At 36.7% G+C, this 23,255-nt stretch carries 21 protein-coding genes and 1 other annotated feature; all 21 genes read right to left on the reverse strand.

Going from position 1 to position 23,255, the window contains the following annotated elements:
- Positions 1-12 precede the first annotated feature (12 nt).
- The 21 genes from sdhA to gap all read right to left on the reverse strand — a co-directional run bounded on the left by sdhA (position 13) and on the right by gap (position 23,221).
- The gene (gene sdhA / locus CJ229_RS02485) at positions 13-1,758 is read right to left on the reverse strand and encodes a succinate dehydrogenase flavoprotein subunit (RefSeq protein WP_102167484.1); all 1,746 of its coding nucleotides are present in this window, start codon (positions 1,756-1,758) and stop codon (positions 13-15) included.
- A gap of 13 nt (positions 1,759-1,771) precedes the next feature.
- Positions 1,772-2,383, reverse strand: a complete 612-nt coding sequence (locus CJ229_RS02490; RefSeq protein WP_068129345.1) for a succinate dehydrogenase cytochrome b558 subunit — start codon at positions 2,381-2,383, stop codon at positions 1,772-1,774.
- Between the two features lie 92 nt (positions 2,384-2,475).
- Positions 2,476-4,260, reverse strand: a complete 1,785-nt coding sequence (gene uvrC / locus CJ229_RS02495; RefSeq protein WP_102167483.1) for an excinuclease ABC subunit UvrC — start codon at positions 4,258-4,260, stop codon at positions 2,476-2,478.
- A 54-nt stretch (positions 4,261-4,314) separates the two neighbouring features.
- Positions 4,315-4,629, reverse strand: a complete 315-nt coding sequence (gene trxA, locus CJ229_RS02500; protein WP_040928688.1) for a thioredoxin — start codon at positions 4,627-4,629, stop codon at positions 4,315-4,317.
- 177 nt (positions 4,630-4,806) lie between these two features.
- Positions 4,807-7,128 carry an endonuclease MutS2 gene (locus CJ229_RS02505; protein ID WP_102167482.1) on the reverse strand — a complete coding sequence of 774 codons (2,322 nt, stop codon included), beginning with the start codon at positions 7,126-7,128 and terminating at the stop codon, positions 4,807-4,809.
- Between the two features lie 6 nt (positions 7,129-7,134).
- Complete coding sequence (gene polX, locus CJ229_RS02510) at positions 7,135-8,826, reverse strand: DNA polymerase/3'-5' exonuclease PolX (RefSeq protein ID WP_102167481.1); 1,692 nt, start codon at positions 8,824-8,826, stop codon at positions 7,135-7,137.
- A gap of 46 nt (positions 8,827-8,872) precedes the next feature.
- A complete protein-coding gene (locus tag CJ229_RS02515) occupies positions 8,873-9,400 on the reverse strand; it encodes a CvpA family protein (RefSeq protein ID WP_070456726.1) in 528 nt (175 codons plus the stop codon).
- A gap of 3 nt (positions 9,401-9,403) precedes the next feature.
- Positions 9,404-9,661: a cell division protein ZapA gene (locus tag CJ229_RS02520; RefSeq protein WP_040928696.1), complete on the reverse strand. Its 258-nt coding sequence runs from the start codon at positions 9,659-9,661 to the stop codon at positions 9,404-9,406.
- 119 nt (positions 9,662-9,780) lie between these two features.
- Positions 9,781-12,180, reverse strand: coding sequence for a phenylalanine--tRNA ligase subunit beta (pheT, locus tag CJ229_RS02525; RefSeq protein WP_102167480.1), 2,400 nt, complete (start codon positions 12,178-12,180; stop codon positions 9,781-9,783).
- Positions 12,167-13,219 carry a phenylalanine--tRNA ligase subunit alpha gene (gene pheS / locus CJ229_RS02530; RefSeq protein ID WP_070709980.1) on the reverse strand — a complete coding sequence of 351 codons (1,053 nt, stop codon included), beginning with the start codon at positions 13,217-13,219 and terminating at the stop codon, positions 12,167-12,169. Before pheS ends, pheT begins: the two co-directional genes overlap by 14 nt.
- Positions 13,220-13,516: 297 nt before the next feature.
- Positions 13,517-14,233 (reverse strand): TrmH family RNA methyltransferase, encoded by a 717-nt coding sequence (locus tag CJ229_RS02535; protein WP_102167479.1) that lies wholly within the window; start codon positions 14,231-14,233, stop codon positions 13,517-13,519.
- A complete protein-coding gene (locus CJ229_RS02540) occupies positions 14,227-15,297 on the reverse strand; it encodes a M42 family metallopeptidase (protein WP_102167478.1) in 1,071 nt (356 codons plus the stop codon). Before CJ229_RS02540 ends, CJ229_RS02535 begins: the two co-directional genes overlap by 7 nt.
- Before the next feature lie 130 nt (positions 15,298-15,427).
- Complete coding sequence (gene rplT / locus CJ229_RS02545) at positions 15,428-15,784, reverse strand: 50S ribosomal protein L20 (RefSeq protein WP_040928700.1); 357 nt, start codon at positions 15,782-15,784, stop codon at positions 15,428-15,430.
- 19 nt (positions 15,785-15,803) lie between these two features.
- Positions 15,804-16,007: a 50S ribosomal protein L35 gene (gene rpmI / locus CJ229_RS02550; RefSeq protein WP_040928701.1), complete on the reverse strand. Its 204-nt coding sequence runs from the start codon at positions 16,005-16,007 to the stop codon at positions 15,804-15,806.
- A gap of 25 nt (positions 16,008-16,032) precedes the next feature.
- Positions 16,033-16,560 (reverse strand): translation initiation factor IF-3, encoded by a 528-nt coding sequence (infC, locus tag CJ229_RS02555; RefSeq protein WP_179853829.1) that lies wholly within the window; start codon positions 16,558-16,560, stop codon positions 16,033-16,035.
- Between the two features lie 13 nt (positions 16,561-16,573).
- Positions 16,574-16,696, reverse strand: a sequence feature (ribosomal protein L20 leader region).
- A 52-nt stretch (positions 16,697-16,748) separates the two neighbouring features.
- A complete protein-coding gene (locus tag CJ229_RS02560) occupies positions 16,749-17,183 on the reverse strand; it encodes a PH domain-containing protein (protein ID WP_068129333.1) in 435 nt (144 codons plus the stop codon).
- Positions 17,184-17,198: 15 nt separating this feature from the next.
- Positions 17,199-19,133, reverse strand: a complete 1,935-nt coding sequence (thrS, locus tag CJ229_RS02565) for a threonine--tRNA ligase (RefSeq protein ID WP_068129331.1) — start codon at positions 19,131-19,133, stop codon at positions 17,199-17,201.
- Positions 19,134-19,432: 299 nt separating this feature from the next.
- Positions 19,433-20,365 (reverse strand): primosomal protein DnaI, encoded by a 933-nt coding sequence (gene dnaI, locus CJ229_RS02570; protein ID WP_102167477.1) that lies wholly within the window; start codon positions 20,363-20,365, stop codon positions 19,433-19,435.
- Positions 20,366-20,374: 9 nt separating this feature from the next.
- Positions 20,375-21,652 carry a replication initiation and membrane attachment family protein gene (locus CJ229_RS02575; protein ID WP_102167476.1) on the reverse strand — a complete coding sequence of 426 codons (1,278 nt, stop codon included), beginning with the start codon at positions 21,650-21,652 and terminating at the stop codon, positions 20,375-20,377.
- Complete coding sequence (gene nrdR / locus CJ229_RS02580) at positions 21,645-22,109, reverse strand: transcriptional regulator NrdR (RefSeq protein ID WP_068129326.1); 465 nt, start codon at positions 22,107-22,109, stop codon at positions 21,645-21,647. The genes CJ229_RS02575 and nrdR overlap by 8 nt, the downstream gene beginning before the upstream one ends.
- Positions 22,110-22,213: 104 nt before the next feature.
- A complete protein-coding gene (gene gap / locus CJ229_RS02585; protein ID WP_068129325.1) occupies positions 22,214-23,221 on the reverse strand; it encodes a type I glyceraldehyde-3-phosphate dehydrogenase in 1,008 nt (335 codons plus the stop codon).
- Positions 23,222-23,255 lie beyond the last annotated feature (34 nt).

Below are 23,255 nucleotides of genomic sequence, written 5' to 3' on the forward strand. Positions count from 1 at the left end.
ACTCCTCTCAGATTACTTAGTATAGTCACGTACGCGTGGTGGGATTAGGCTTACATCAACGTCTTCATATTCAAAACGTGGTGCTTCCGTTGGCCCTTCGTAATACGCTTTTGTAGTTTTAAGCCATTCTTCATCGTTACGGTCAGGGAATTCTGGTTTGTAATGTGCACCACGAGATTCGTTACGGTTTAATGCACCGATTGTAATTACACGTGCTAACACTAACATGTTCCATAATTGTCTTGTGAAGAATGCAGCTTGGTTACTCCACTGCTTTGTATCGTCCATATTAATGTTTTGATATCTTTCCATTAATTTAACGATTTCTTTATCTGTTTCAACTAATTTTGCGTTTTCTCTAACAACTGTTACGTTGTTTGTCATTAACTCACCAAGTTCACGGTGTAATTGATATGCGTTTTCTTCACCCTTCATGTTAAGGATGTTTTCCCAGCGATCTTCTTCGACTTTTACTGCTTCATCGAAAATTGCACTATCTAACTCTTCGTAAGTCGTTTCTAAAGAGTTCACATAGTCGATCGCATTAGGTCCAGCAACCATACCACCGTAAATTGCTGATAATAATGAGTTTGCACCAAGTCGGTTTGCACCGTGTTGTGAATAATCACACTCACCTGCTGCGAATAGACCAGGGATGTTTGTCATTTGATCGTAATCTACATATAATCCACCCATTGAGTAGTGTACTGCTGGGAAGATTTTCATCGGAACTTTACGCGGATCGTCTCCAGTAAATTTCTCATAGATTTCGATAATTCCACCGAGTTTAACATCTAACTCGTGTGGATCTTTATGCGAAAGGTCTAAGTAAACCATGTTTTCTCCGTTAATACCTAACTTTTGATTTACACATACATCAAAGATTTCACGCGTCGCGATATCTCTTGGTACAAGGTTTCCATAGTTTGGATATTTCTCTTCTAAGAAATACCAAGGCTTACCATCTTTGTATGTCCAAACACGTCCACCTTCACCACGCGCTGACTCACTCATAAGACGTAATTTGTCGTCACCAGGAATTGCGGTTGGGTGAATCTGGATGAACTCACCGTTTGCGTATACTGCACCTTGTTGGTACACGATTGACGCTGCTGATCCAGTGTTAATCATTGAGTTTGTCGATTTACCAAAGATAATACCAGGTCCACCTGTAGCCATAATAACCGCGTCAGCACCGAACGAACGAATTTCACCCGTTTTGATGTCTTGCGCTGTAATACCACGTGCACGACCTTCAGCATCTTTAACGATGCCTAAAAATTCAAAACCTTCGTATTTTGTTACTAAACCTTCAACTTCATATTTTCTTACTTGCTCATCAAGTGCGTATAATAACTGTTGACCAGTCGTTGCACCTGCGAATGCCGTACGGTGATATAACGTTCCACCGAAACGACGGAAGTCGAGTAAACCTTCTGGCGTACGACTAAACATAACGCCCATACGGTCGAGTAAGTGAATAATTTTTGGTGCTGCTTCAGTCATTGCCTTAACCGGTGGTTGGTTGGCTAAAAAGTCTCCACCGTACACCGTATCATCAAAGTGTTTATAAGGTGAATCTCCCTCACCTTTTGTATTTACGGCACCGTTAATTCCACCTTGTGCACATACAGAGTGTGAACGTTTAACTGGAACAATTGAAAATAGATCAATTTGTGCGCCGCTTTCTGCTGCTTTTATCGTTGCCATTAGACCTGCAAGTCCACCCCCGACAACGATAACTTTATTATTTGCCATTAGTGACACTCCTTTAAATAAATGCGAATAATGTTTGAACGCCGATGAATCCAACAATTACAAAAACGATAATCGCAACATAGCTCATTATTTGCTGAGATTTTGGTGATTGTGTAATTCCCCATGTAATCATGAATGACCATAATCCGTTTGCAAAGTGGAATACGACCGCAAGAACACCGACTACATAGAATACAAACCAAAATGGACTACCGAGAATATCTGCCATCATATCAAAGTTTACTTCAGCACCTAGTAGTACTTGGAAACGTGTTTGATAGACGTGAATCGCAATAAATACGAATGCAATAATTCCCGTAATTCTCTGAATAAGGAACATCCAGTTTCTGTATGTACCGTATCGACCTACGTTGTTTTTTGCAGTAAATGCAATATACACACCGTAAATACCATGGAATAAAATCGGTAAGTAAATGACAAATGTTTCAAGAACTAAAACAAAAGGCAAGTTACCCATGAATCCAGCAGCCGTGTTAAACGCTTCTGGTCCACGTGTTGCGAAGTTGTTGATGATCAGGTGTTGAACTAAGAACACACCGAGTGGCACAACTCCAAGCAATGAATGCAATCTTCTCACAAAAAAGCTCGAATCTTGTTTAGACACTATTGTCCCCCCTAACCAAATTAACAAATCATAGTGTTTGCTTTATATTTTACGACTCATTATCAGTTAAATCAAGACACTATAAAGCCTTTTCAGCTATTATTGTTAAGTTTTTCAACAATTGCCTCTGAAATGTTTTGTGGAATCCCAATTCTTTGAAAATCTTCAACGGATTTTGTTTTCATATTTTCTACTGATCCAAAGGCACGTAACATCGCTTGTTTACGCTTTGGACCAAGTCCTTTAATATCGTCTAACGCAGAACGAAATGCTGTTTTTTTACGCGTATTTCGATGGAATGATATCGCAAAACGGTGGACTTCATCTTGTATACGTTGTAGTAAATAAAACGTTTGTGAAGTTTTCTTTAAAGGGACGATTGCTGCAGTTTCTCCGTATAACAACTCTGCCGTATTATGTTTGTCGTCTTTTTTTACACCAGCGACAGGAATAAATACGCCGAGCTCATCTTTTAAAATACTTTTCGCAGCGTTCATTTGTCCGATACCACCGTCTACGATAATGAGATCCGGAAGCGGTAAACCTTCACGTAATACACGGCTATAACGTCTGCGAATCACTTCTCTCATCGATTCGTAATCATCTGGTCCTTCTACCGTACGAATTTTATATTTTCTATATGACTTTTTATCTGGCTTTCCGTCAATAAAAGTGACCATCGCACTAACAGGATCTGCGCCTTGAATGTTTGAGTTATCAAACGCTTCGATATGCCTTGGAGTTTCAATATTCAGTACGTCTCCAAGTGTTTCTATTGCTTCAGTCGTCCGTCTTTCATCTCGCGCGATAATTTCAAAGCGACTTTTAATTGCAACTTCGGCATTTTTACACGCTAGATCAACCATTTCACGTTTACTACCACGTTTTGGGGTGATTGTTTTCATCGGTAATGCTTTATTTAAAATCGCTGGGTCAATTGATACTGGTAAATGAACTTCTTTTGGTTTTAAGTTCGAATCTAGCTCATAGAACTGAAAGACGAAACGGTTAAATTCTTCGTCGACTGTATCATTCATTGCAAACATTTCTGCTTTTTTCTCAATCAGTTTACCGTTACGAATCAGCAAGACACTAATTGCCATCCAACCTTTATACGTGTAAAATCCGAACACATCTCTCGCTGTCATATCGCTCGTTAACATGTTTTGTTTTTCCATCGTCGCATTTATATGATGAATTAAATCACGATATTCTTTGGCACGTTCAAATTCTAATGCTTCTGATGCTTTTTGCATTTTATTTTCAAGATCTGTTATGACTGAATCGGTATCACCGTTTAAAAAGTTTGTGATTCCTTGAATCATTTTGTTATTTTCTGTTTTTGTTACTTCATACACACATGGTCCAAGACACTGCCCAATGTGGTAATACAAACATAATCTATCCGGCATCGTATCGCATTTTCGTAACGGATAAATACGATCAAGTAATCGTTTTGTTTCATGTGCACTATAAGCGTTTGGATACGGCCCAAAATATTTGCCTGTTCGTTTATTTACCGTACGTGTAACGAGTAGACGTGGATGTCGTTCATTCGTAATTTTTATAAACGGATAACTTTTATCGTCTTTTAATAAAATGTTATAACGTGGTTGATGCTTTTTTATTAAAGTGTTTTCTAGTAATAATGACTCAACTTCAGAATCTGTGATGACAAAGTCAAAGTCGACGATATCACTCACAAGTCGCATCGTTTTTTCATCGTGTGCACCGGTAAAATATGATCGTACACGATTCCTTAAATTTTTAGCTTTACCGACGTAAATAATTTCATCGCGTTTGTTTTTCATTAAATAACAGCCAGGTTCTTTTGGTAACACCGAAAGTTTTAACTTTAACTGTGAATCTTTTTCCATAAGTGATCCCTCAATTGATATAAAAAAAGCCGCTTATCGCGGCTCAGTCGTATATTATAAGTGTTTTTCGATTAATGAAACGAGTTGCTCTTTTGGTTGGAAGCCAACAACTTTGTCTACTTCTTCTCCATCTTTCATAAGAATTAAAGTAGGAATAGACATAACTCCGTAATCAGCTGCAGTAGCTTGGTTGTCATCCACGTTTACTTTAAGGATGTCCGCTTTACCTTCAACTTCTGTTGCTACTTCTTCTAGTACTGGTGCAATCATCTTACATGGTCCACACCAAGGTGCCCAAAAGTCTACAAGTTTTACACCTTCGCTAATTTTTTCTTTAAAATCTGAATCATTTACATCATAAATTGCCATAGTATTATGCCTCCAAATTGTATTGTAAATATATTATAACAGTTTTTTTTATATAGAAAAATATTATGCTTATTGAAATACAGTTAAATATAATATCCCTGCAATAAACATGATCACTGCAAATGTGATCAGTACTTTTGCGAGCTTATACATATCAAAATTATCCATATTTAGCACCTACTTCATCGTCACAATCGTTACGCCAAATCCACCTTCTGACGGTAAACCTTGTCTAAACGATTTTACTTTACTATGTCTTCTAAGTGTTTTTTCAACTGCCTCTTTTAAAGCACCTGTCCCTTTACCGTGGATGATTTCAACTTCATTTAAATTCGATAACACGACTTGATCTATATAACGGTCAAGTCGAATGACCGCATCTTCATATCGCTCTCCGCGTAAATCCAGTTTATTCGGAACACTTTGTCGACTTACTTTTCTAGAAATGACCGGTTTTACTTTTTTCTCTTTACGCTTTTTAAGCTCGTTACGTGGGATTTTCATCTTAATTATACCCATTTGAACAGTGACCTCGTCACCATCAACTTCGATGACATCACCTTTTTGTCCGTACGATAAAACATCGACAGAATCACCGACATGAAGTTCTGTATTATCTTCTGAAGTAACCTCTTTTTTAATATCTTTTTCATAATAGCTATCTGTTAATGCCTTTTTAGCTTCGATAAGTTTATGTGATTCGATATTATCAACACCGAGAGACTTCATGAGCTCTAGCTCTTCGATAATTTCAGATGCTTTTCTTTCTGCATCTTTAATAATGGTATTCGCTTTATCTTCAGCCACTTCAATGAGTCGAGTTTTCTGATATTCGTAGTCTGCCATAAATCCGTTTAACGTTTTATGAATATCTTTAGTTTCTTTTAATAATTGATACGTTTCTTCTTCATGGATTCTCGCAGATTTTGTATGTCGTTCTAACGACTCGATCATTTCGTTGATTTCAAAGTTATCTCTTCCGGACAATTCTTCAGCACGACGTATGACTGAGGAATTTAACTTTAGTTTTTCTGAGATTTTAAATGCGTTTGATTTACCTGGAATACCGATCATTAAACGGTACGTTGGTGACAATGTGTCGACATCAAATTCCATCGACGCATTGATTACGTCTTCACGGCTATATGAAAACGACTTTAACTCTTTATAGTGTGTCGTTGCTATCGTTTTAATATTTTTATCGAGTAAAAATTCTAATATGCTGATCGCGAGCGCTGCCCCTTCTTCTGGGTCCGTTCCTGCACCGAGCTCGTCTAAAATAACTAAACTGTCTTTTGTCGCAACGTCTAATATATGACTAATATTCGTTAAATGACTTGAAAACGTCGATAACGATTGCTCGATAGACTGCTCGTCACCAATATCCGCATAAATACTATCAAATACTGGGAGTCTTGAGCCGTCTAACGCTGGAATTGGAATCCCACTTTGAGCGAGCGCTGCACATAAACCAATTGTTTTAATCGTAACAGTTTTACCACCAGTGTTTGGTCCTGTAATAATGACCGACAAATCACCGATATGAATATCGTTTTTTACAACCTCATCGATATCAATCAGTGGATGATACGCCTTTGTTAAATGAAGTTCTTCATCTTCACTTATAATTGGAATTGTTCCGTTTATAGCATTACCGTATTTCGCTTTCGCGTGCACGAGATCTAAATGATGAAGTATATCATCGATAAGAATTAACGATTCTGCTTCTAATACAACTCTCTCTGTAAGTTCAACTAATATCTTTTCTACTTCAACATTTTCTTGTTCACGTAGTCTCGCAATTTTATTTGATAATTCGACGATGGCCATCGGTTCAATGTATACCGTTTGACCTGTCGCACTTACGTCGTGGACGATACCACGCACTGAACTTTGAGAGTCTGCTTTAACTGGAAGTACAAACCTATTATTTCTCATCGTAATAATTGAGTCACTTAAATGCTTGCTAGATTTTCTTAAAATGTCGTTTAAGCGCGTACGAATTGAACTTTCTTCACGTGTAATTTGTCGACGTATTTTTAATAATTCGTTTGACGCGTGATCTAATACGCCACTTTCATCGATTGTACTCGTAATTTCTTTATAGAGTGATTTATCTTCAGGGAGTTGTGACGTGTAGCGTTCAATTGACTGAAGTTCTATTTCGTTTTCTTTAAATGATTCGATCACACGATTCAACGTATCTTTACGATATAAGTTACTTTTAATTTTTAAAAACTCATCGACCGTTAACACACTACCAATTTGAGCACGTTTTACATAGACTTTCATGTCTGAAATGCCTGCCATCTCTAAGTTTTGATGGCGTAAAATCGTTAAAATATCATCTGTTTCAGCAAGGTTTTCTTTTACTTCTATTACAGACGTTGCAAATAATTTAGGAGATATTTTACTTTTCGTTTTTTCACTCATTGCATACGATTTTACTCGCTCTAAAATTTTGTTAAATTCTAGAGCGCGTATTGTACGTTCATTCATTTCTTATCACTTACCATCTTCTATAAATTGTTTAAATGCTTGTCTAGATAACGTATTGATTACGTTTTTCTTATTAACCTGTCCTTTTTGAAGCGTTGCGATACCGTATTCCATAAACGCTAAATGATCGATATGATGCGCGTCTGTATTTACTGTTAACATGATATCTTTTCCATAAATAGCGTCACTCGATAAATCTAAACGATTCGGATTCGCATTCACTTCTAAAATAGTACGCGTATCTTTTGCGATTTGTAACAACTCTTCCATATTAACATTATAGCCGTCACGTCGACCAATTAACCGCCCTGTTGGATGCGCGATATGTCTGACATATGGATTATGCATTGCACATTTTAGTCGGTGCATAATTTCCTCTTCAGTCTGATTGAAGTTAGAGTGAATGCTCGCAATGACGTAGTCGAGCGATTTTAATATATCATCTGAATAATCGAGTGTTCCGTCACTTAGAATATCCATTTCAGTACCTGCATAGACGTCAATTTCATCATATTCATCGTTAATTTTACGTATTTCTTCGATTTGTTTTAGTAAACGCTCTTCACTTAACCCATTTGCAACGGGTAAACTTTTAGAGTGATCTGTAATGACGATATACTCGTAACCACGCTCTATACATGCTTCGACCATCTCACGTATACTATATGCACCATCACTATACGTCGTATGCATATGAATATCTCCCTTAATATCATCGAGCGTAATAATCTCACTCATATTAACGTCTACTTCAGAACCAGTTTCACGCATCGCTGGCGGGATATATGGTAAATCAAAGTGTTTATAAAATTGCGCTTCACTATCAAACGTTATAATTTTACCGTCACTTTCGACGCCGTATTCATTAATTTTTTCGTTACGTGATTTTGCGATTTGTCGCATTCTCACGTTATGATCTTTACTCCCTGTAAAGTGCTGTAACGTAGAGTAATATTCGTCACCTTGAACGAGCCTAAAATCTACTTGTATATTGACTAAACCTTCCGTATATTGAATCGAAACCTTTTTATCCCCTTTAGTGATAAACGACTTAAAAAAGGATGCGTCTTCAATGTCTTTTATGAATTCGTGACTGTCACTTAACTGAACGATAAAATCAATATCTCCACTCGTTTCTTTGAACCTTCTTGCACTCCCTGCGATATCAAAGCGTTCGACATAATTTAATGACGATAAAAAACTTTCGATATTTTTTCGTATCGTCATGACTGTAGATATTGGATGACGCTTTACTTCGCTTAACGAAATCAGACCATTTAGTATATTTTCTTCGGTCTTTTTACCAAACCCAGGGAGTTGTTGAAGTTTGCCGTCCCGTAAAAACCGTTCGAAGTCATCTAAATTGTCGATACCTGTCTCTTCATAAATCTTTGCGACTCGTTTTGCACCGAGCCCTGGAATTTTTGTCATATATGTTAACCCGACAGGTGTACGTTCTTTTAATTCGTTTAACACTGTACTTTGATTCTTCTCTAAATATTCTTCGATTACTTCTTTTGTCGATTTACCGATACCTTTTATCCCGTCGAATGATTCAATTTCAGAAAGTGCGCGCGGATCTTTTTCGAGCGCTGCTGCTGCTTTTCTATATGCAGAAACTTTAAATGAGTTTTCTAAATTTAATTCTAAATACGTTGCGATTTCTTCGAGCATACGTATAATATCTCTTTTTGTCATCTGTATACCTCCATAAAAAATAGGGCCACTCTGGCCCTACTATAAGCTATATTTGTGACCAGTCTTTTAACTTGCCAGAAATAAATAACGTATGGTCGATTATAAACGTCGCTAAGCTTGAGTTACCGACCATCTGTTGTAGTGTTGTTGATGGAACTGTCCCAATGAAAAATAAAACGATCGCTAAAATGTACAGACATTCAATAATTCCTAACACTGTTCCAACAATTTTACTCGTTTTTCTATCAAAAATAATTTGATTGATGTAGTCAAATACACTAATCACAATCTGAATTATAATTTTTGACACGATAAAAATAATTAAAAACGCAGAAATATAATAATATGCTTGTTCTAAATTCGCAATATCATCAAAGACGATATTGTTTACTTCAGAAAGGCTAGATGGGTACGGCATAATTAGATCGAGTCGGTCTCCGAGCTGTTTATAATTGAGTCGCGCAATAATAATGGCTGATAACGTACCGAAGAAATGTAAAAACTGAAGGATGCCTCCACGTCTATAGCCTACAATTCCACCAATTACGATGAGTATAATAATTAAAATTGTCATAGACTATTCCTTTGACTCTTTTAATTGCTTTAAGACATCTTCATACTTTTCTTCGAGTTGTAAGTAATCATCCATTAAGTTTACACACGTTAACACTGCTTTACGATGTAAATCTAAACCAGCATTCATACGTGCAACTTCACTTATTTTTTCATCGACCGCTTCAGCAACTCGCTCTAAGTATTCTCTATCATTTGCACCGACTAACGTATATTCATTATTGTAAATTTTAACAGATACTCTATTCTTTTTATTTTCCATAGTACTCTCTCTTTTTCATCAATAATTCATTTAAATTTATTTTAATTATACTGAAGGATGTGCGTATTCACAACAAATCTAATTAAATCATTGAAAAAAGAGGCAAATATGCCTCTTTATTATTCACGAATTGTAAATCCTTCTGCTTCTAACTTTTCAATAATTGGATCATGTGCTTCTTTTACATCACTGTCTTTTAAAGTGTCTTCTTTATTGAGAAAAATTAAATGTAATCCGATCGACTTTTTATCGTCGTCAATATGTTCGCCTTCGTACACATCAAATGGATATACATCGACTAAATAATTCGGACGTAACGACCAGATTAAATCGATAATCGATTGAGACGTAATCTCTCTCGGCACTTCTAGAGCGATATCTCGAGAAATCGAAGGGAATTTAACGATTGGTTCGTACTCAATTGATGCACTATTGTCTAAAATATATGCGAGATCAATTTCAGCAACTGTCGTTTGTCCTAAGTCATGTGTTTTACGATACGTCGGATGAAGCTCACCAATGACTCCAACATTAACGTCATCTAAGAAAATGTGAGCACTACGACCTGGATGTAGTTCCTCGTAGTCTTGCGTCGCTTCAAATCGTACAGAACTTAATAAATTAAACTCTGTAAAAATTGCTTCGACAATTCCTTTAACGTGATAGAAGTCCGGTTCGTGTGTTGTTTTTAACCATTTCGTGTCATTTACTTTACCTGTCGATAAAATTGCTAACTTTTGAATCTCATCTGGTAACTCTGTTTGACCATTTGATTTAAATACATTTCCAATTTCAAAAATTTCAACACGCTCTTGCATACGGTTCATATTATATGTCGCGTTATCAACGAGGTGTGGAATAAGACTCGTTCTTAACACTGAATGCATTTCACTCATCGGCATGCTAAGTTTTAACCCTTCTTTTAACGGTGTAAATAAACCGATATTTTCTTCACTCGTTAATGCGTAGTTAATCGTCTGACTATAGCCATTTGACATTAACAATTCACGCATACTTCTCGTTTTCACTTGCGAATCTGTTAATTGACCCGGCGTGATTTTACTATATTTCGGTAATGTTGAAGGGATATTATCATAACCATAAATACGTGCGACTTCTTCAGAAATATCTTCTTTAATTTTTAAATCGTCTCTTCTAGACGGGATATAACACGTTAACTCATTCTCACCTTCGACTTTAATGCCAAGTCGGTTTAAAATTTCTTTAACCTCATCAGAACTTAGAGATAATCCAAGTCGTTGATTTAAAAAGTCGACTGAAGTCTTAATTGTCGTATCCTCTAAATCTAACTGTCCATCACATATAATTTTTTCCTCTACCGTTCCGCCTGCGTACTTTTCAAGTAAATGTGCCGCACGGTTTAATGCTTTTAATACAAACACGTGCGATACGCCTTTTTCAAAACGTTGTGATGCCTCACTACGTAGGTTTAAGCGAGATGACGTTTTACGGACATTGACCGGATCAAATAGCGCAGATTCAATAACAACATTTTTCGTGTCATCTTTAACTTCAGAAAAGTCTCCACCCATTACTCCTGCGAGGGCGACTGGCTCTTTACCGTTCGTAATGACGATATCTGACTCTAACAGTTCACGTTCTTTTCCGTCAAGAGTCGTCATCGTCTCGCCATCTTTAGCATAACGCGTTACAATTTCTGCACTACCAATTTTATCGTAATCAAACATATGAATCGGTTGACCAAATTCTAATAATACGTAGTTAGAAATATCAACAACGTTATTAATTGGGCGAATTCCAGACTTAATTAAACGCATCTGCATCCATAACGGACTCGGTTGAATCATTACGTCTCTAACGACACGCGCACCGTAATAAGGAACGCTTTCTTTATCTTCAATCGTTACAGATAATTTTGAAGCTGACTCGTGTTCTTTAAATGTCTGCTCTGGTTCTGTCACTTCTCCACCAAATAGTGCGCGCGCTTCATACGCACTACCTATCATTGATAACGCATCTTTACGGTTTGGTGTGAGATCATACTCTAAGACGTAGTCATTTAAGTAAAGTGCTTCTAACGCATCTTGTCCGACTGTCACATCTTCATTCTCACTAAAGATGAAAATACCATCTTCATATTTTTTAGGTGTTAAATCTTTCTCTATACCGAGCTCTTCTAAACTACAAATCATACCGTGAGACTCTACCCCACGTAATTTTGCTTTACGGAGTTTAAGTCCTGGAATTGTGCCGCCAACTTTTGCGACGATGACGTAAACCCCTGCTTTAATATTTGGTGCACCACATACAATTTGTACCGTTTCGTTCCCAATATTTACTTTCGTGACGTTTAATCGGTCGGCATCTGGATGCTGCACGCATTCTTCAACGTAACCGACAACTACGTCTTTTACTTCTTCTCTATAATCGATAATGTTATCGACTTCAATACCGCTTCTAGTAATCTTTTCACTTAACTCGTGTTTTGAAACTTCTAGCGGGATAAACTGATCTAACCATTCTTTAGATACTCTCATGTTTAACCCCTCTTTCTTCAATATATTTAAACTGTTCTAAGAATCGTAAGTCGTTTGTATATAAATGACGGATATCTTCCACACCGTAATATAACATCGCCATACGGTCTGGTCCCATACCAAAAGCAAATCCGCTATATTCACTACTATCAAATCCGGCCATTTCTAATACGTTCGGGTGCACCATACCAGCACCTAAAATTTCAATCCATCCGGATTGTTTACAAACGTTACATCCTTTTCCGCCACATTTAAAGCACGATACGTCAACTTCAACACTCGGCTCAGTAAATGGGAAGTAACTTGGACGTAATCGAATTTCACGGTCTTGACCAAAAATTTCTTTTAAGAATAATTCGAGTGTCCCTTTTAAATCTGCAAGAGAAATATTTTTGTCGACAACAAGTCCTTCAATTTGAGTAAATTGATGAGAATGAGTCGCGTCATCACTATCTCGGCGATACACTTTACCAGGACAGATAATTTTAATAGGTCCTTTACCTTTAGCTGCATTTAATACGCGTGCTTGTACTGGTGACGTATGTGTACGCAGTAGTGTTTCGTTAGAAATATAAAACGAATCTTGCATATCACGTGCTGGGTGAGATTTAGGTAAGTTTAAAGCTTCAAAGTTATAGTAATCACTTTCAACTTCATAACCTTCATACACTTCATAACCGAGACCGACAAAAATATCTTCGATACCGTCGATAATATGTTGAAGCGGATGTTTTCCACCGATTGGACGTTGTCTTCCTGGTAACGTAACATCAATCGTTTCATTTTCTAATTTTTTCTTTAGTAAACGTGCTTCAACTTCTTCAATACCTTGCTCTAATTTTTGTTGAATTGATTGACGTAGCGCATTGACGCTTTGTCCGAATTCCTTTTTCTCTTCATTTGGAATGTCTTTCATATGTTGCATTAACGTCGTGACAGTTCCTTTTTTACCTAAAAATTTAACGCGTAAATCGTCGAGTTGTTTACGATCCGCGGCATCTTCAAATAGCGATTCAAATTTTTCTTTAATCGCTTGCATATCGATGTCTTTATAACTCAATACTTTCACCTCATTTATTTTTTCGCATAAAAAAACTCCATCCTATAACAATAGGACGGAGTTCCGTGGTACCACCTAAATTCCTGTTAAACAGGCTCTCTCATTTGATAAGGAAATGACCCTTTAACTTCATCTGTTAGGTGAACCCTGACTATAGTATGAGAATACTTCCACCAATCGTATTCACTCTCTGGTCATACTAACGTTGTCATTTATGCCTACTTCGCTTGAAGTTATTATTCGATTGACTTAATTATACATGATTTTTTAAAAAACTTAAAGACTATACTGATGCATTAAAATACCACCAGCAACGGCGACATTTAAACTTTCAGCGTCTCCTGGCATATCAATTTTTACTTTATAATTCGCATGCTCGAGTACTTCTTGACTAACTCCTTGACCTTCGTTACCTAGAACAATCATTATTTTTTCATCTGTGATTTTATCTGTAAGTGATTCTCCTGAAAGATCTGTCGTAAGTATTGTCCCGTTGAAATTTTGCATCACTTCAATCAAGTCTACGTCTTCAAGTGAGACGTGAAAATGGCTACCTTGACTACTTCTTAGTACTTTATCGCTATAAGGATCAACTGTGTTTTTACCGATTAAAATACGTTTAAAATTAAAGGCATCGGCTGTACGAATTAAAGTACCGAGATTTCCAGGATCTTGTATACCGTCAATAGCAAGGACTCGATCACTTTCAATACTTTTTGTTTCCATACGAACGACTGCAATAATACCCGGCGGTGTCACGAGTGTCGATAGTGACGACATCACGTCTTTTGTGACAACAGTCGTTTTTAAATCAAAGTTATACGTATCCGTTTCAAGCACGAAAATCTCTTCAATATGTGCACCAAACTGAATCGCTTCTTCGATTAAGTGCTCACCTTCAATTAAAAATTGTTGTGCCTTTGTACGTCCTTTTTTAGTTAATAGTTTACGTATTTCTTTGATACGCTTATTATCTTTAGACGTAATTACCATTTGATATTGTCAACGACGTCGTCATTTAATGATTTTACGATTTCAACGACAAGTTTTACTGCATTTTTAAAGTCTTCACGGTGCATGATGCTTACGTTTGAGTGCATGTATCTTAAAGGTACACCGATCGCAAGTGATGGTACGCCGTCGTGAACTGTATGGAAACGTCCAGCGTCTGTTCCACCACCAGGGATAGCTTGAAGTTGTACGTCGATTCCTTTTTCTTTCGCGAGCTTTTGAACGTGTTTTCTAAATCCGACGTGTCCAATATTTGTCGCATCTAACATGACGAGTAATGGTCCGTCTCCAAGCACTCCAACACCGTCGCTCGTTTGAAGTCCTGGAGTGTCTGTTGCGATACCAACATCAATCGCAATCGCAAGGTCCGGATTTACTTTATGTGCAGCAGTTTGTGCACCACGTAGTCCGACTTCTTCTTGAACTGTTGCTCCACTCACTAAGTTAACGTCAATTTCTTGATCCTTTAACTCGTTTAACACTTCAACCGCAAGTGCACAACCGAATCTGTTGTCAAACGCTTTTGCTAAAACGTAATCTTTGTTTGCCATTTCTGTAAATTCAGTATAAGGCACAATCATGTCTCCAGGTTTAACCCCGAGAGATTCTGCTTCTTCTTTATCTTTTACACCGATATCTAAATACATATCTTTAATATCGACTGTTTTCTTACGTGCTTCAGGCGATAACATATGTGGAGGTGTAGAACCAACAACACCAATATACTCGCCGTCGTCTGTCACGAGTGTCATTTTTTGAGATAAAATAACTTGACTCCACCAACCACCGATCGGTGTAAATTTAATAAACCCTTTATCGTCAATTTGTGTGACCATAAATCCGATTTCGTCTAAGTGACCACCAATTAAGATCGTGCGTGATCCATTCCCTTTTTTCTTACCGAAAATACTACCTAAGTTATCTTCAATGAGCTCATCAGAAACTGGTGTTAAATATTCTTTCATTAACTTTTTAACATCATATTCAAAACCAGAAATTCCATTCACATCTGTTAGAGACTTTAATAATTCTAATTGTTTATCCATATGTATCCCCTTTCTTTTATAATCATTATTTTAGCACATTTAAAATCTGATTTATTAATCCTGAATCAAATAATAAAAATATATCTAAACTAAAAAATCCACATTGATTACTCAATGTGGATGATAGACATTATTTTAAAGCGTCTTTTGCTGTGTTTACTAACTGTTCGAATGCTTTTTCATCGTTAATTGCGATTTCAGAAAGCATTTTACGGTTCATTTCGATGCCAGCAAGTTTAAGACCGTTCATTAAACGGCTGTAGCTGATGTCGTGTTGACGCGCTGCAGCGTTAATACGTGCGATCCATAATTTACGGAATTCACGCTTTCTATTTTTACGGTCACGGTATGCATATTGACCTGATTTGATTACTTGTTGCTTCGCAACTCTATATAAATTTCCTTTAGCACCGAAGTAGCCTTTTGATTGTTTTAATAATTTTTTACGTCTTTTACGAGTAGTTACTCCTCTTTTAACACGAGCCATTGTTGTTCCTCCTTAAAAATTACTTACCAGCTTTAGCTAATAAATGTTTTAATCTTCTTGCGTCTGACTTAGCAACTAATGCTGGTTGACGAAGTTTACGTTTTTGTTTTTTAGTTTTGTTTGCCATTAAGTGGCTAGTAAACGCTTGTGAACGTTTAAACTTACCTGATGCAGTTTTCTTAACACGTTTTTTGTAACCTTTATGAGTTTTCATTTTAGGCATAATAAATTTCCTCCAAAATCAAGTATTATTTTTCTTTTTTAGGAGCTAAGACTAAGAACATCGAACGACCTTCCATTTTAGGACGGACTTCTAAATCTCCTTCTTCTTTTAGCGCCTCTGCAAACTTAACGAGAACATCTCTACCGATGTCTTTATGAGTAATTGCACGTCCTCTAAAACGAATAGAAGCTTTTACCTTATCACCTTTAGATAAGAACTTCTTCGCTTGGTTAGCTTTCGTATTAAAGTCATGCTCCTCAATAGTCGGAGATAGACGAATCTCTTTAACGTTGATCACACGTTGTTTTTTACGTGCTTCTCTTTCTTTTCTCTGTTGTTCATATTTGTACTTACCATAGTCCATAATACGAGCAACAGGTGGTTTTGCATTTGGAGCAACTAAAACAACATCAAGATCTACTCTTTCTGCCATTTCAAGTGCTTCTTGCTTAGATTTAATACCGAGCTGTTCGCCATTTTGGCTGATTAATCGAACTTCTTTTGCACGAATACGATTATTAATAATTGCTTGGTCTTTTGCTATTGTTGACACCTCCAAAAATTTAACGAACAAAAAAGAGCGAGTGCATAGCTGCACCCGCTCACTGAAAAGACACTAATAGTGCCCATTCCCGAAAACCCGTTTACCGTTGGCTAAGGGTGTGAAGCGGGAGCTTCAACTTGTCCGTTCAATTCAACTCTTATAACTATACAGTAGTTATTTGTATATGTCAAACATATTTATATATTAAATTTCGCCTTCACTGCTTTTTTCTTTAGTTCACGTAAAAATTCTTCTTTTTCTTTTGGTGACACTTTTACGTTATCATATACTCCACCAATATAATCAATTTGTATCGCATCTTCACTTTTTGCTGCTTTGTTTCCACCGACGATAATATCGTCTGTTGCAGAAACGTTTGTGATCGCATCGTAAAAGATTTTCGACTTTTTAAAACCGTTATATATGATTAACTGATGATTTGTAAACGTATATTTCACCGGCTTAAACGTATTCACAAGTACGATGATTATAATGAGTGTAATCGATACTGATATTCGACTTGGCGGAATATCTCTTAAATACCCAACCAAAACAATGATGATCGTCGGTATAAGAAGTAGTAGCAAGTTATACCTTATAAATTTAATCCCGTATTTAGAATAATAGGTCATACTCTCACCTACCTATTATTTTTTAAGTCGAATCTCATCGACGAGTTTATATAAAAACTCTTCTTTTTCGTAACTATTTTGCTCAGTTTCACCGTATTTACGCACGTTAACTTCTTGTGCTTCAACTTCTTTATCACCTACGACGACTTGGTAGGGTACTTTTCGAGTTTGTGCATCTCTAATTTTATACCCCATTTTTTCATCGCGTGTATCGATATCTGCACGGATACCATATGATTTCATTTCATCTAAAATTTCACGTGCATAATCATAGTGTAAGTCTAAGTTTACCGGAATAATTTGCACTTGTTCTGGTGCTAACCATAATGGGAATGCACCTTTATATTCTTCAATTAAGAATGCGACAAATCGTTCCATCGTACCAACAACACCACGGTGGATAACGACTGGACGGTGGTTTTGTCCGTCTTCACCGATATATGTTAAATCAAAGCGTTCAGGAAGTAGGAAGTCTAATTGAACTGTTGATAATGTTTCTTCAATTCCTGAAGCTGTTTTCACTTGAACGTCAATTTTCGGTCCGTAGAATGCCGCTTCATCGAGTGCTTCAACGTACTCAAGTTCTAATTCATCTGCCGCTTCTTTTAACATTCTCTCTGCAGTGTTCCACATGTTATCATCATCGAAATACTTATCTGTATTTTCTGGATCACGGTAACTTAAGCGGAATGAGTAGTTTTCAATCTTAAAGTCTTTGTATACTTCTTCGATTAAATGAAGTACACGTTTAATTTCTTCTTTAATTTGATCTGGACGAACAAATACGTGTGCATCATTTAATACCATTCCACGAACACGTTGTAATCCTGAAACTGCTCCAGACGCTTCATAGCGGTGCATCATTCCTAATTCTGCGATACGAATTGGAAGTTCACGGTATGAGTGTCTTTCATTTTTATAAATCATCATATGATGTGGACAGTTCATCGGACGAAGAACGAGTTCTTCGTTACCAATTTTCATAGCAGGGAACATGTCGTCTTGATAATGCTCCCAGTGTCCACTCGTTTTATATAAATCACTGTTTGCTAAAATTGGAGTATAAACGTGGTCATACCCAAGTGCTACTTCTTTGTCGACGATATAACGTTCGATTTCACGGCGAATTGTCGCACCGTTTGGTAGCCAGAATGGTAAACCTGCACCGACGAGTTGAGACGTATCGAAGATTTTCATCTCACGACCGATTCGTCTATGGTCACGTTCTTTTCTTTCTTCTAACATTTTTAAATGCTCTTCAAGATCTTTCTTTTTAAAGAACGCAGTACCGTAAATACGTTGTAACATCTTATTATCAGAATCTCCACGCCAATATGCACCAGCGATTGATAATAATTTATATTCTTTAATTTTTGATGTTCTCGGTACGTGTACACCACGACATAAATCTGTGAAGTCGTCTTGAGTGTATACAGTGACGAGCTCGTCTTCAGGAATCGCGTCGATTAATTCTAATTTATATTCATCGTGTTTAAATAATTCTTTTGCTTCTTCACGTGATAATACACGGCGCTCGATTGGAATGTTTTCATCGATAATCTGTTTCATTTCACGCTCAATTTTAGGGAAGTCTTCGTTAGATAATTTCTCATCCATATCAAAGTCATAGTAGAATCCTTCTTCGATGACTGGTCCGACACCAAACTTCACATCTTTATAAAGACGAGTTAAAGCATGCGCTAGTAAGTGTGCTGTCGAGTGACGCATCACTTCTAAGCCTTCTTCAGTTTTATCTGTGAATAGTTCAATTTCTGCATCTTCAACGATTGGACGTACGAGATCATACATTTCTCCGTTTACGCGTGCTGCGACTGATGCTTTTTTTAATCCCGGGCTAATTGACCCAGCAATTTCTTCTGCTGTAATACCACTATCAAATTGTTTTTCGCTTCCGTCTGGAAACTTAATGTTTACTTTAACATCTGACATAGTAATTCCTCCAAAAATTTAATAAAAAAAGTCGCCCCTAATAATAGGGACGACTGTAGTGCCGTGTTACCACCCTGATTCACAAGTCGACAAATAGACTTGCCTCAGAAATAGGAGATAACGCTCCAAAGCGTATAGCGATTAAGCTATCATTAATAAAGGTAGTAACTTTAATGCTTTATTATGCATTTTCACCAACCATGCACTCTCTATAAATAAATCAAAAAAATTGTGTCCTTTTAATGTTTAAAATCAATTGTTAAGCATATTATACATTACTCTGAATAAACTGCCAAGTACTAATGGCGATAATTCGGCCCAACTAATTCAACTTCATACGTCAATGCACGAATTCTTTCCACCATACGTGTCGCCTTTATTTTATCGACCGTACCATCTTTCGTTACTGCATATAAATCGACCAACTGATCAATACTATAATTTGAACTTATAAACGTCGGTCGTTTTTCTGCCATTCGACTTTGAAGTATCGGTGTCAGTACTGTATCCCTACTCCATGCGGTAATATCTTCAGCACCGAGATCGTCTAACATTAACACATCCGCTTCTTTAAGCGCACGAATTCTATCATCACTCGTATTGTCTTTAAACCCTGCACGAAGCTCTTGTAACAGTTCAGGTACATATATAATCATCGAGCTCATATTCTTTTCTTTTAACTCGTTCGCAAAACTTCCGAGGAAAAATGACTTGCCAACACCGAAGTTACCGTGAATGTATAACCCTCTATAGTCCTTTTTACTCACAATATTGTGGACCGTTTCAATCGATTTATGGATCACTTCTTCACGGTTAGACCCTTCGATAATATCTAAGTCATCAAATTGAGCGTTCACGATATCTCGAGAGATGAAAAAGCTTTGAATTAGCTTTTGTTTTCCTTTGTACTTGTCTCTCTCGACCTTAACTTTGCACGGTGTTAAATAGTGATGGATTTTGCCATTTCGAACTTCTAAGTTAATGACATAACCGTCTGGATGAGACTTACAATGACCATTTTCATCTTGAACACATTCTGAATCTTGTTCAACAAACTTTTTTATCATTAACAGTTCGTCTTGAATCATCTCTCGAGTCACAGAGACACCAGAATCATTTACAAACTGTCTAAATTTTGGTGAATTGATGATCATTTCGTACGTTTCTTCATTACGTTCGTTATGTGCATTAAAAAGCGGATTGTTTTTCATCATATCGCTTAATGATTCCATTTATTTCACCTACAACTTTCTAAATCGGTCGATTGCTTCTTGAATCGATGTCGATTGTTTTTTTGTTACTTTTTTATTATGCATTGTCTGGTCTGAACTTTGTTTCTTTTGCTCATTAAACCATTTCGGTTCGACAATTTGACGCTTTACACGATAGTTACTTTTCTTTTTCGATTGGTTATTATAAAAAGTAAGCGCTGCATCTTTTGCTTCTTCAGCCGTTTGATATCCTTTACTTTCCCAATCTCTCGCGATTGTAAATACATAATTGTCAAATAATTGTCCGTCTTTTTGCATTAACGCATACTCTAACAGTACATTGATTACTCCGTTATTTAAATTCGTCTCTGTGACGAGTCGTGTTACGATTAGTTCATCGCTTCTTGATGGGTTGTTATTTCTTAACTGACGAATTCGAGTAACTGGACTAATACGGTCAAGCGACGTAAAGTAATCTTCATTTGTAGGTGTGTCTTCTGGTTGTAATTTTTCATCTTCTTTTTCATGTCGATAATAATCGAGTGCTGCACGTCTTAAAATATTTAAGTCGATACCTTTTGATTTGTCTGTTGATTTTACGATGATTTTTTTCATTTCATAAGCATTTAGATGAAAAAGCTCTGAGAGCTTGACGATATTTTCTCTCACAGACTGAGTAAAGAATTTACGGTCGACAAATGTTCCTCTTAAATGAGTAAATAGTACTTCAAAATCGAAGTCATCCTGTTCCACATTGCTACCTGTACTATTATTTCTACCTTCGTAATGATCTTCAGGTAATTTAAATGATTCTAAAGAAATATTTGAAAATACTTCAGTAAATTTACGACTGACGTCAGTGATATTATCTGGAAGTTTTGGATATTTCCAGTACTCTCTTTTTTTATTAAATAACTCACTACCGACTTTCATATATAAAAACATACTCAGCATCGGATCGTTAAAAAACTCTGTTGCTGTTAACGGTTGTTTTACTTCGTAGATAAGTTGATCAATATGTGCGTCATCATTCACATACGTTTTAACCAAGCCAACCGCTTCTAATTTTTCAAGTTCTGATGAAAATATAGACAACGTCATATTCATTTCATCGATAATTTCGCTATGCATTCTAATTTCTAGCGGTTCAAACTTTCGGCTTGAATCATGTAAATAAATATAAATAGAAACTGCAACACTACCGAGAATCGGCATATATATATCATTTAACATCGTACGGTCATGTTCAGAAATATACTGCTGGTTATGGACGATAAACTCCGTACGTGGCGTTAGTGAACTACTCACCTTTTTCACCTTTTTCTAAATGCTTTAGCGCGTCCATGAGTTGGTTAATATCTGTAAACTCTCGGTACACACTCGCAAAACGAACGTATGCCACTTGATCCAGCTGCATCAATTCTTCCATAACGACTTCACCAATTTCAGTCGATGACACTTCATTTGTGTTTTTGTTTCTAAGTTTCTTCTCTACATTATCTACACACTTTTCTACTTCTTTAAAACTAATCGGTCGTTTTTCACATGATTTCATAAGACCGTCTAATAATTTATCTCTATCGAATTGTTCACGTGTATTGTCTTTTTTTATAACCATAAGAGGTGATAATTCAATACGTTCAAACGTTGTAAATCTTGCACCACAAGATTCACATTCACGTCTACGACGTATACTCGTCATATCATCTGTTTGACGTGAATCGATGACTTTTGTGTTTTCGTGACTACATACTGGGCATCGCATCAAATCACCTAATTCTTTTTTTATTAGTATAACATGATTGACTATTTATTAAATCGATTAAAAAACTCTCTATAAGATTGTCTTATAGAGAGTGGTTCTTTGAATTAAAGTTCTTTTGCAACACGTTCAACGAGTTCTACTGTACGCGTTGAGTAACCCCATTCGTTATCGTACCAAGAAAGTACTTTAACTTGGTTGTCACCCATAACCATCGTTAAATCAGAATCTACGATTGATGAACGTGAATCTGTGTTGAAGTCACTTGAAACAAGTGGCTCATCAGATACACCTAGGACACCTTTAAGATCTCCATTCGCAGCGTTTCTAAGCGCTTCGTTTACTTCTTCTTTCGTTACGTTTTTGTCTAACTCAACAACTAAGTCTACTAATGAAACGTTGTCAGTTGGAACACGTAATGCCATTCCGTCTAATTTACCTTCGAGTTCTGGTAATACGAGTGCAGTTGCTTTTGCTGCTCCAGTTGATGTTGGAACGATGTTTTCAGCTGCTGAACGCGCACGACGTAAATCTTTGTGTGGGTTGTCTAAAATTCTTTGGTCTGAAGTATACGCGTGAACTGTAGTTACTAACCCTTTTTTAATGCCAAATGAGTCGTTTAACACTTTAGCCACAGGCGCTAAACAGTTTGTCGTACATGAAGCGTTTGAGAATACGTCGTATTTTTCAACGTCTAAGTCTTTGTCGTTTACACCTAGTACAATTGTTTGAACGTCTCCACCTTTAGATGGACCAGTAAGTACGACTTTTTTCGCTCCTGCTGTTAAGTGTTTAGATGCTGTGTCACCGTGGTTAAATGCACCAGTTGCTTCAAATACGATGTCTACACCTAAATCTTTCCATGGTAAGTTTTCTGGGTTTCTGTCACGAGTGACTTTGATTTCTTTTCCGTCAACTACTAAAGTGTCATTATCTTTAGCTTCAACAGTTTTTTCCCATTTACCGTGAGTTGTGTCATAGTTTAGTAAGTGCGCTAAATCTTTTGCATCATAGCTAGCGTTTACTGCTACTAAGTTTAACGTATCTGATTCATGAACGATACGAAATACTTGTCTACCAATTCTTCCTAAACCATTAATCGCTACATTTGTCATAGTCAATAATCTCTCCTAGAATTTAGTCATGTTC

It is taken from the genome of Nosocomiicoccus massiliensis (assembly GCF_002871345.2).
GTDB classification, from domain to species: Bacteria; Bacillota; Bacilli; order Staphylococcales; family Salinicoccaceae; genus Nosocomiicoccus; species Nosocomiicoccus ampullae_A.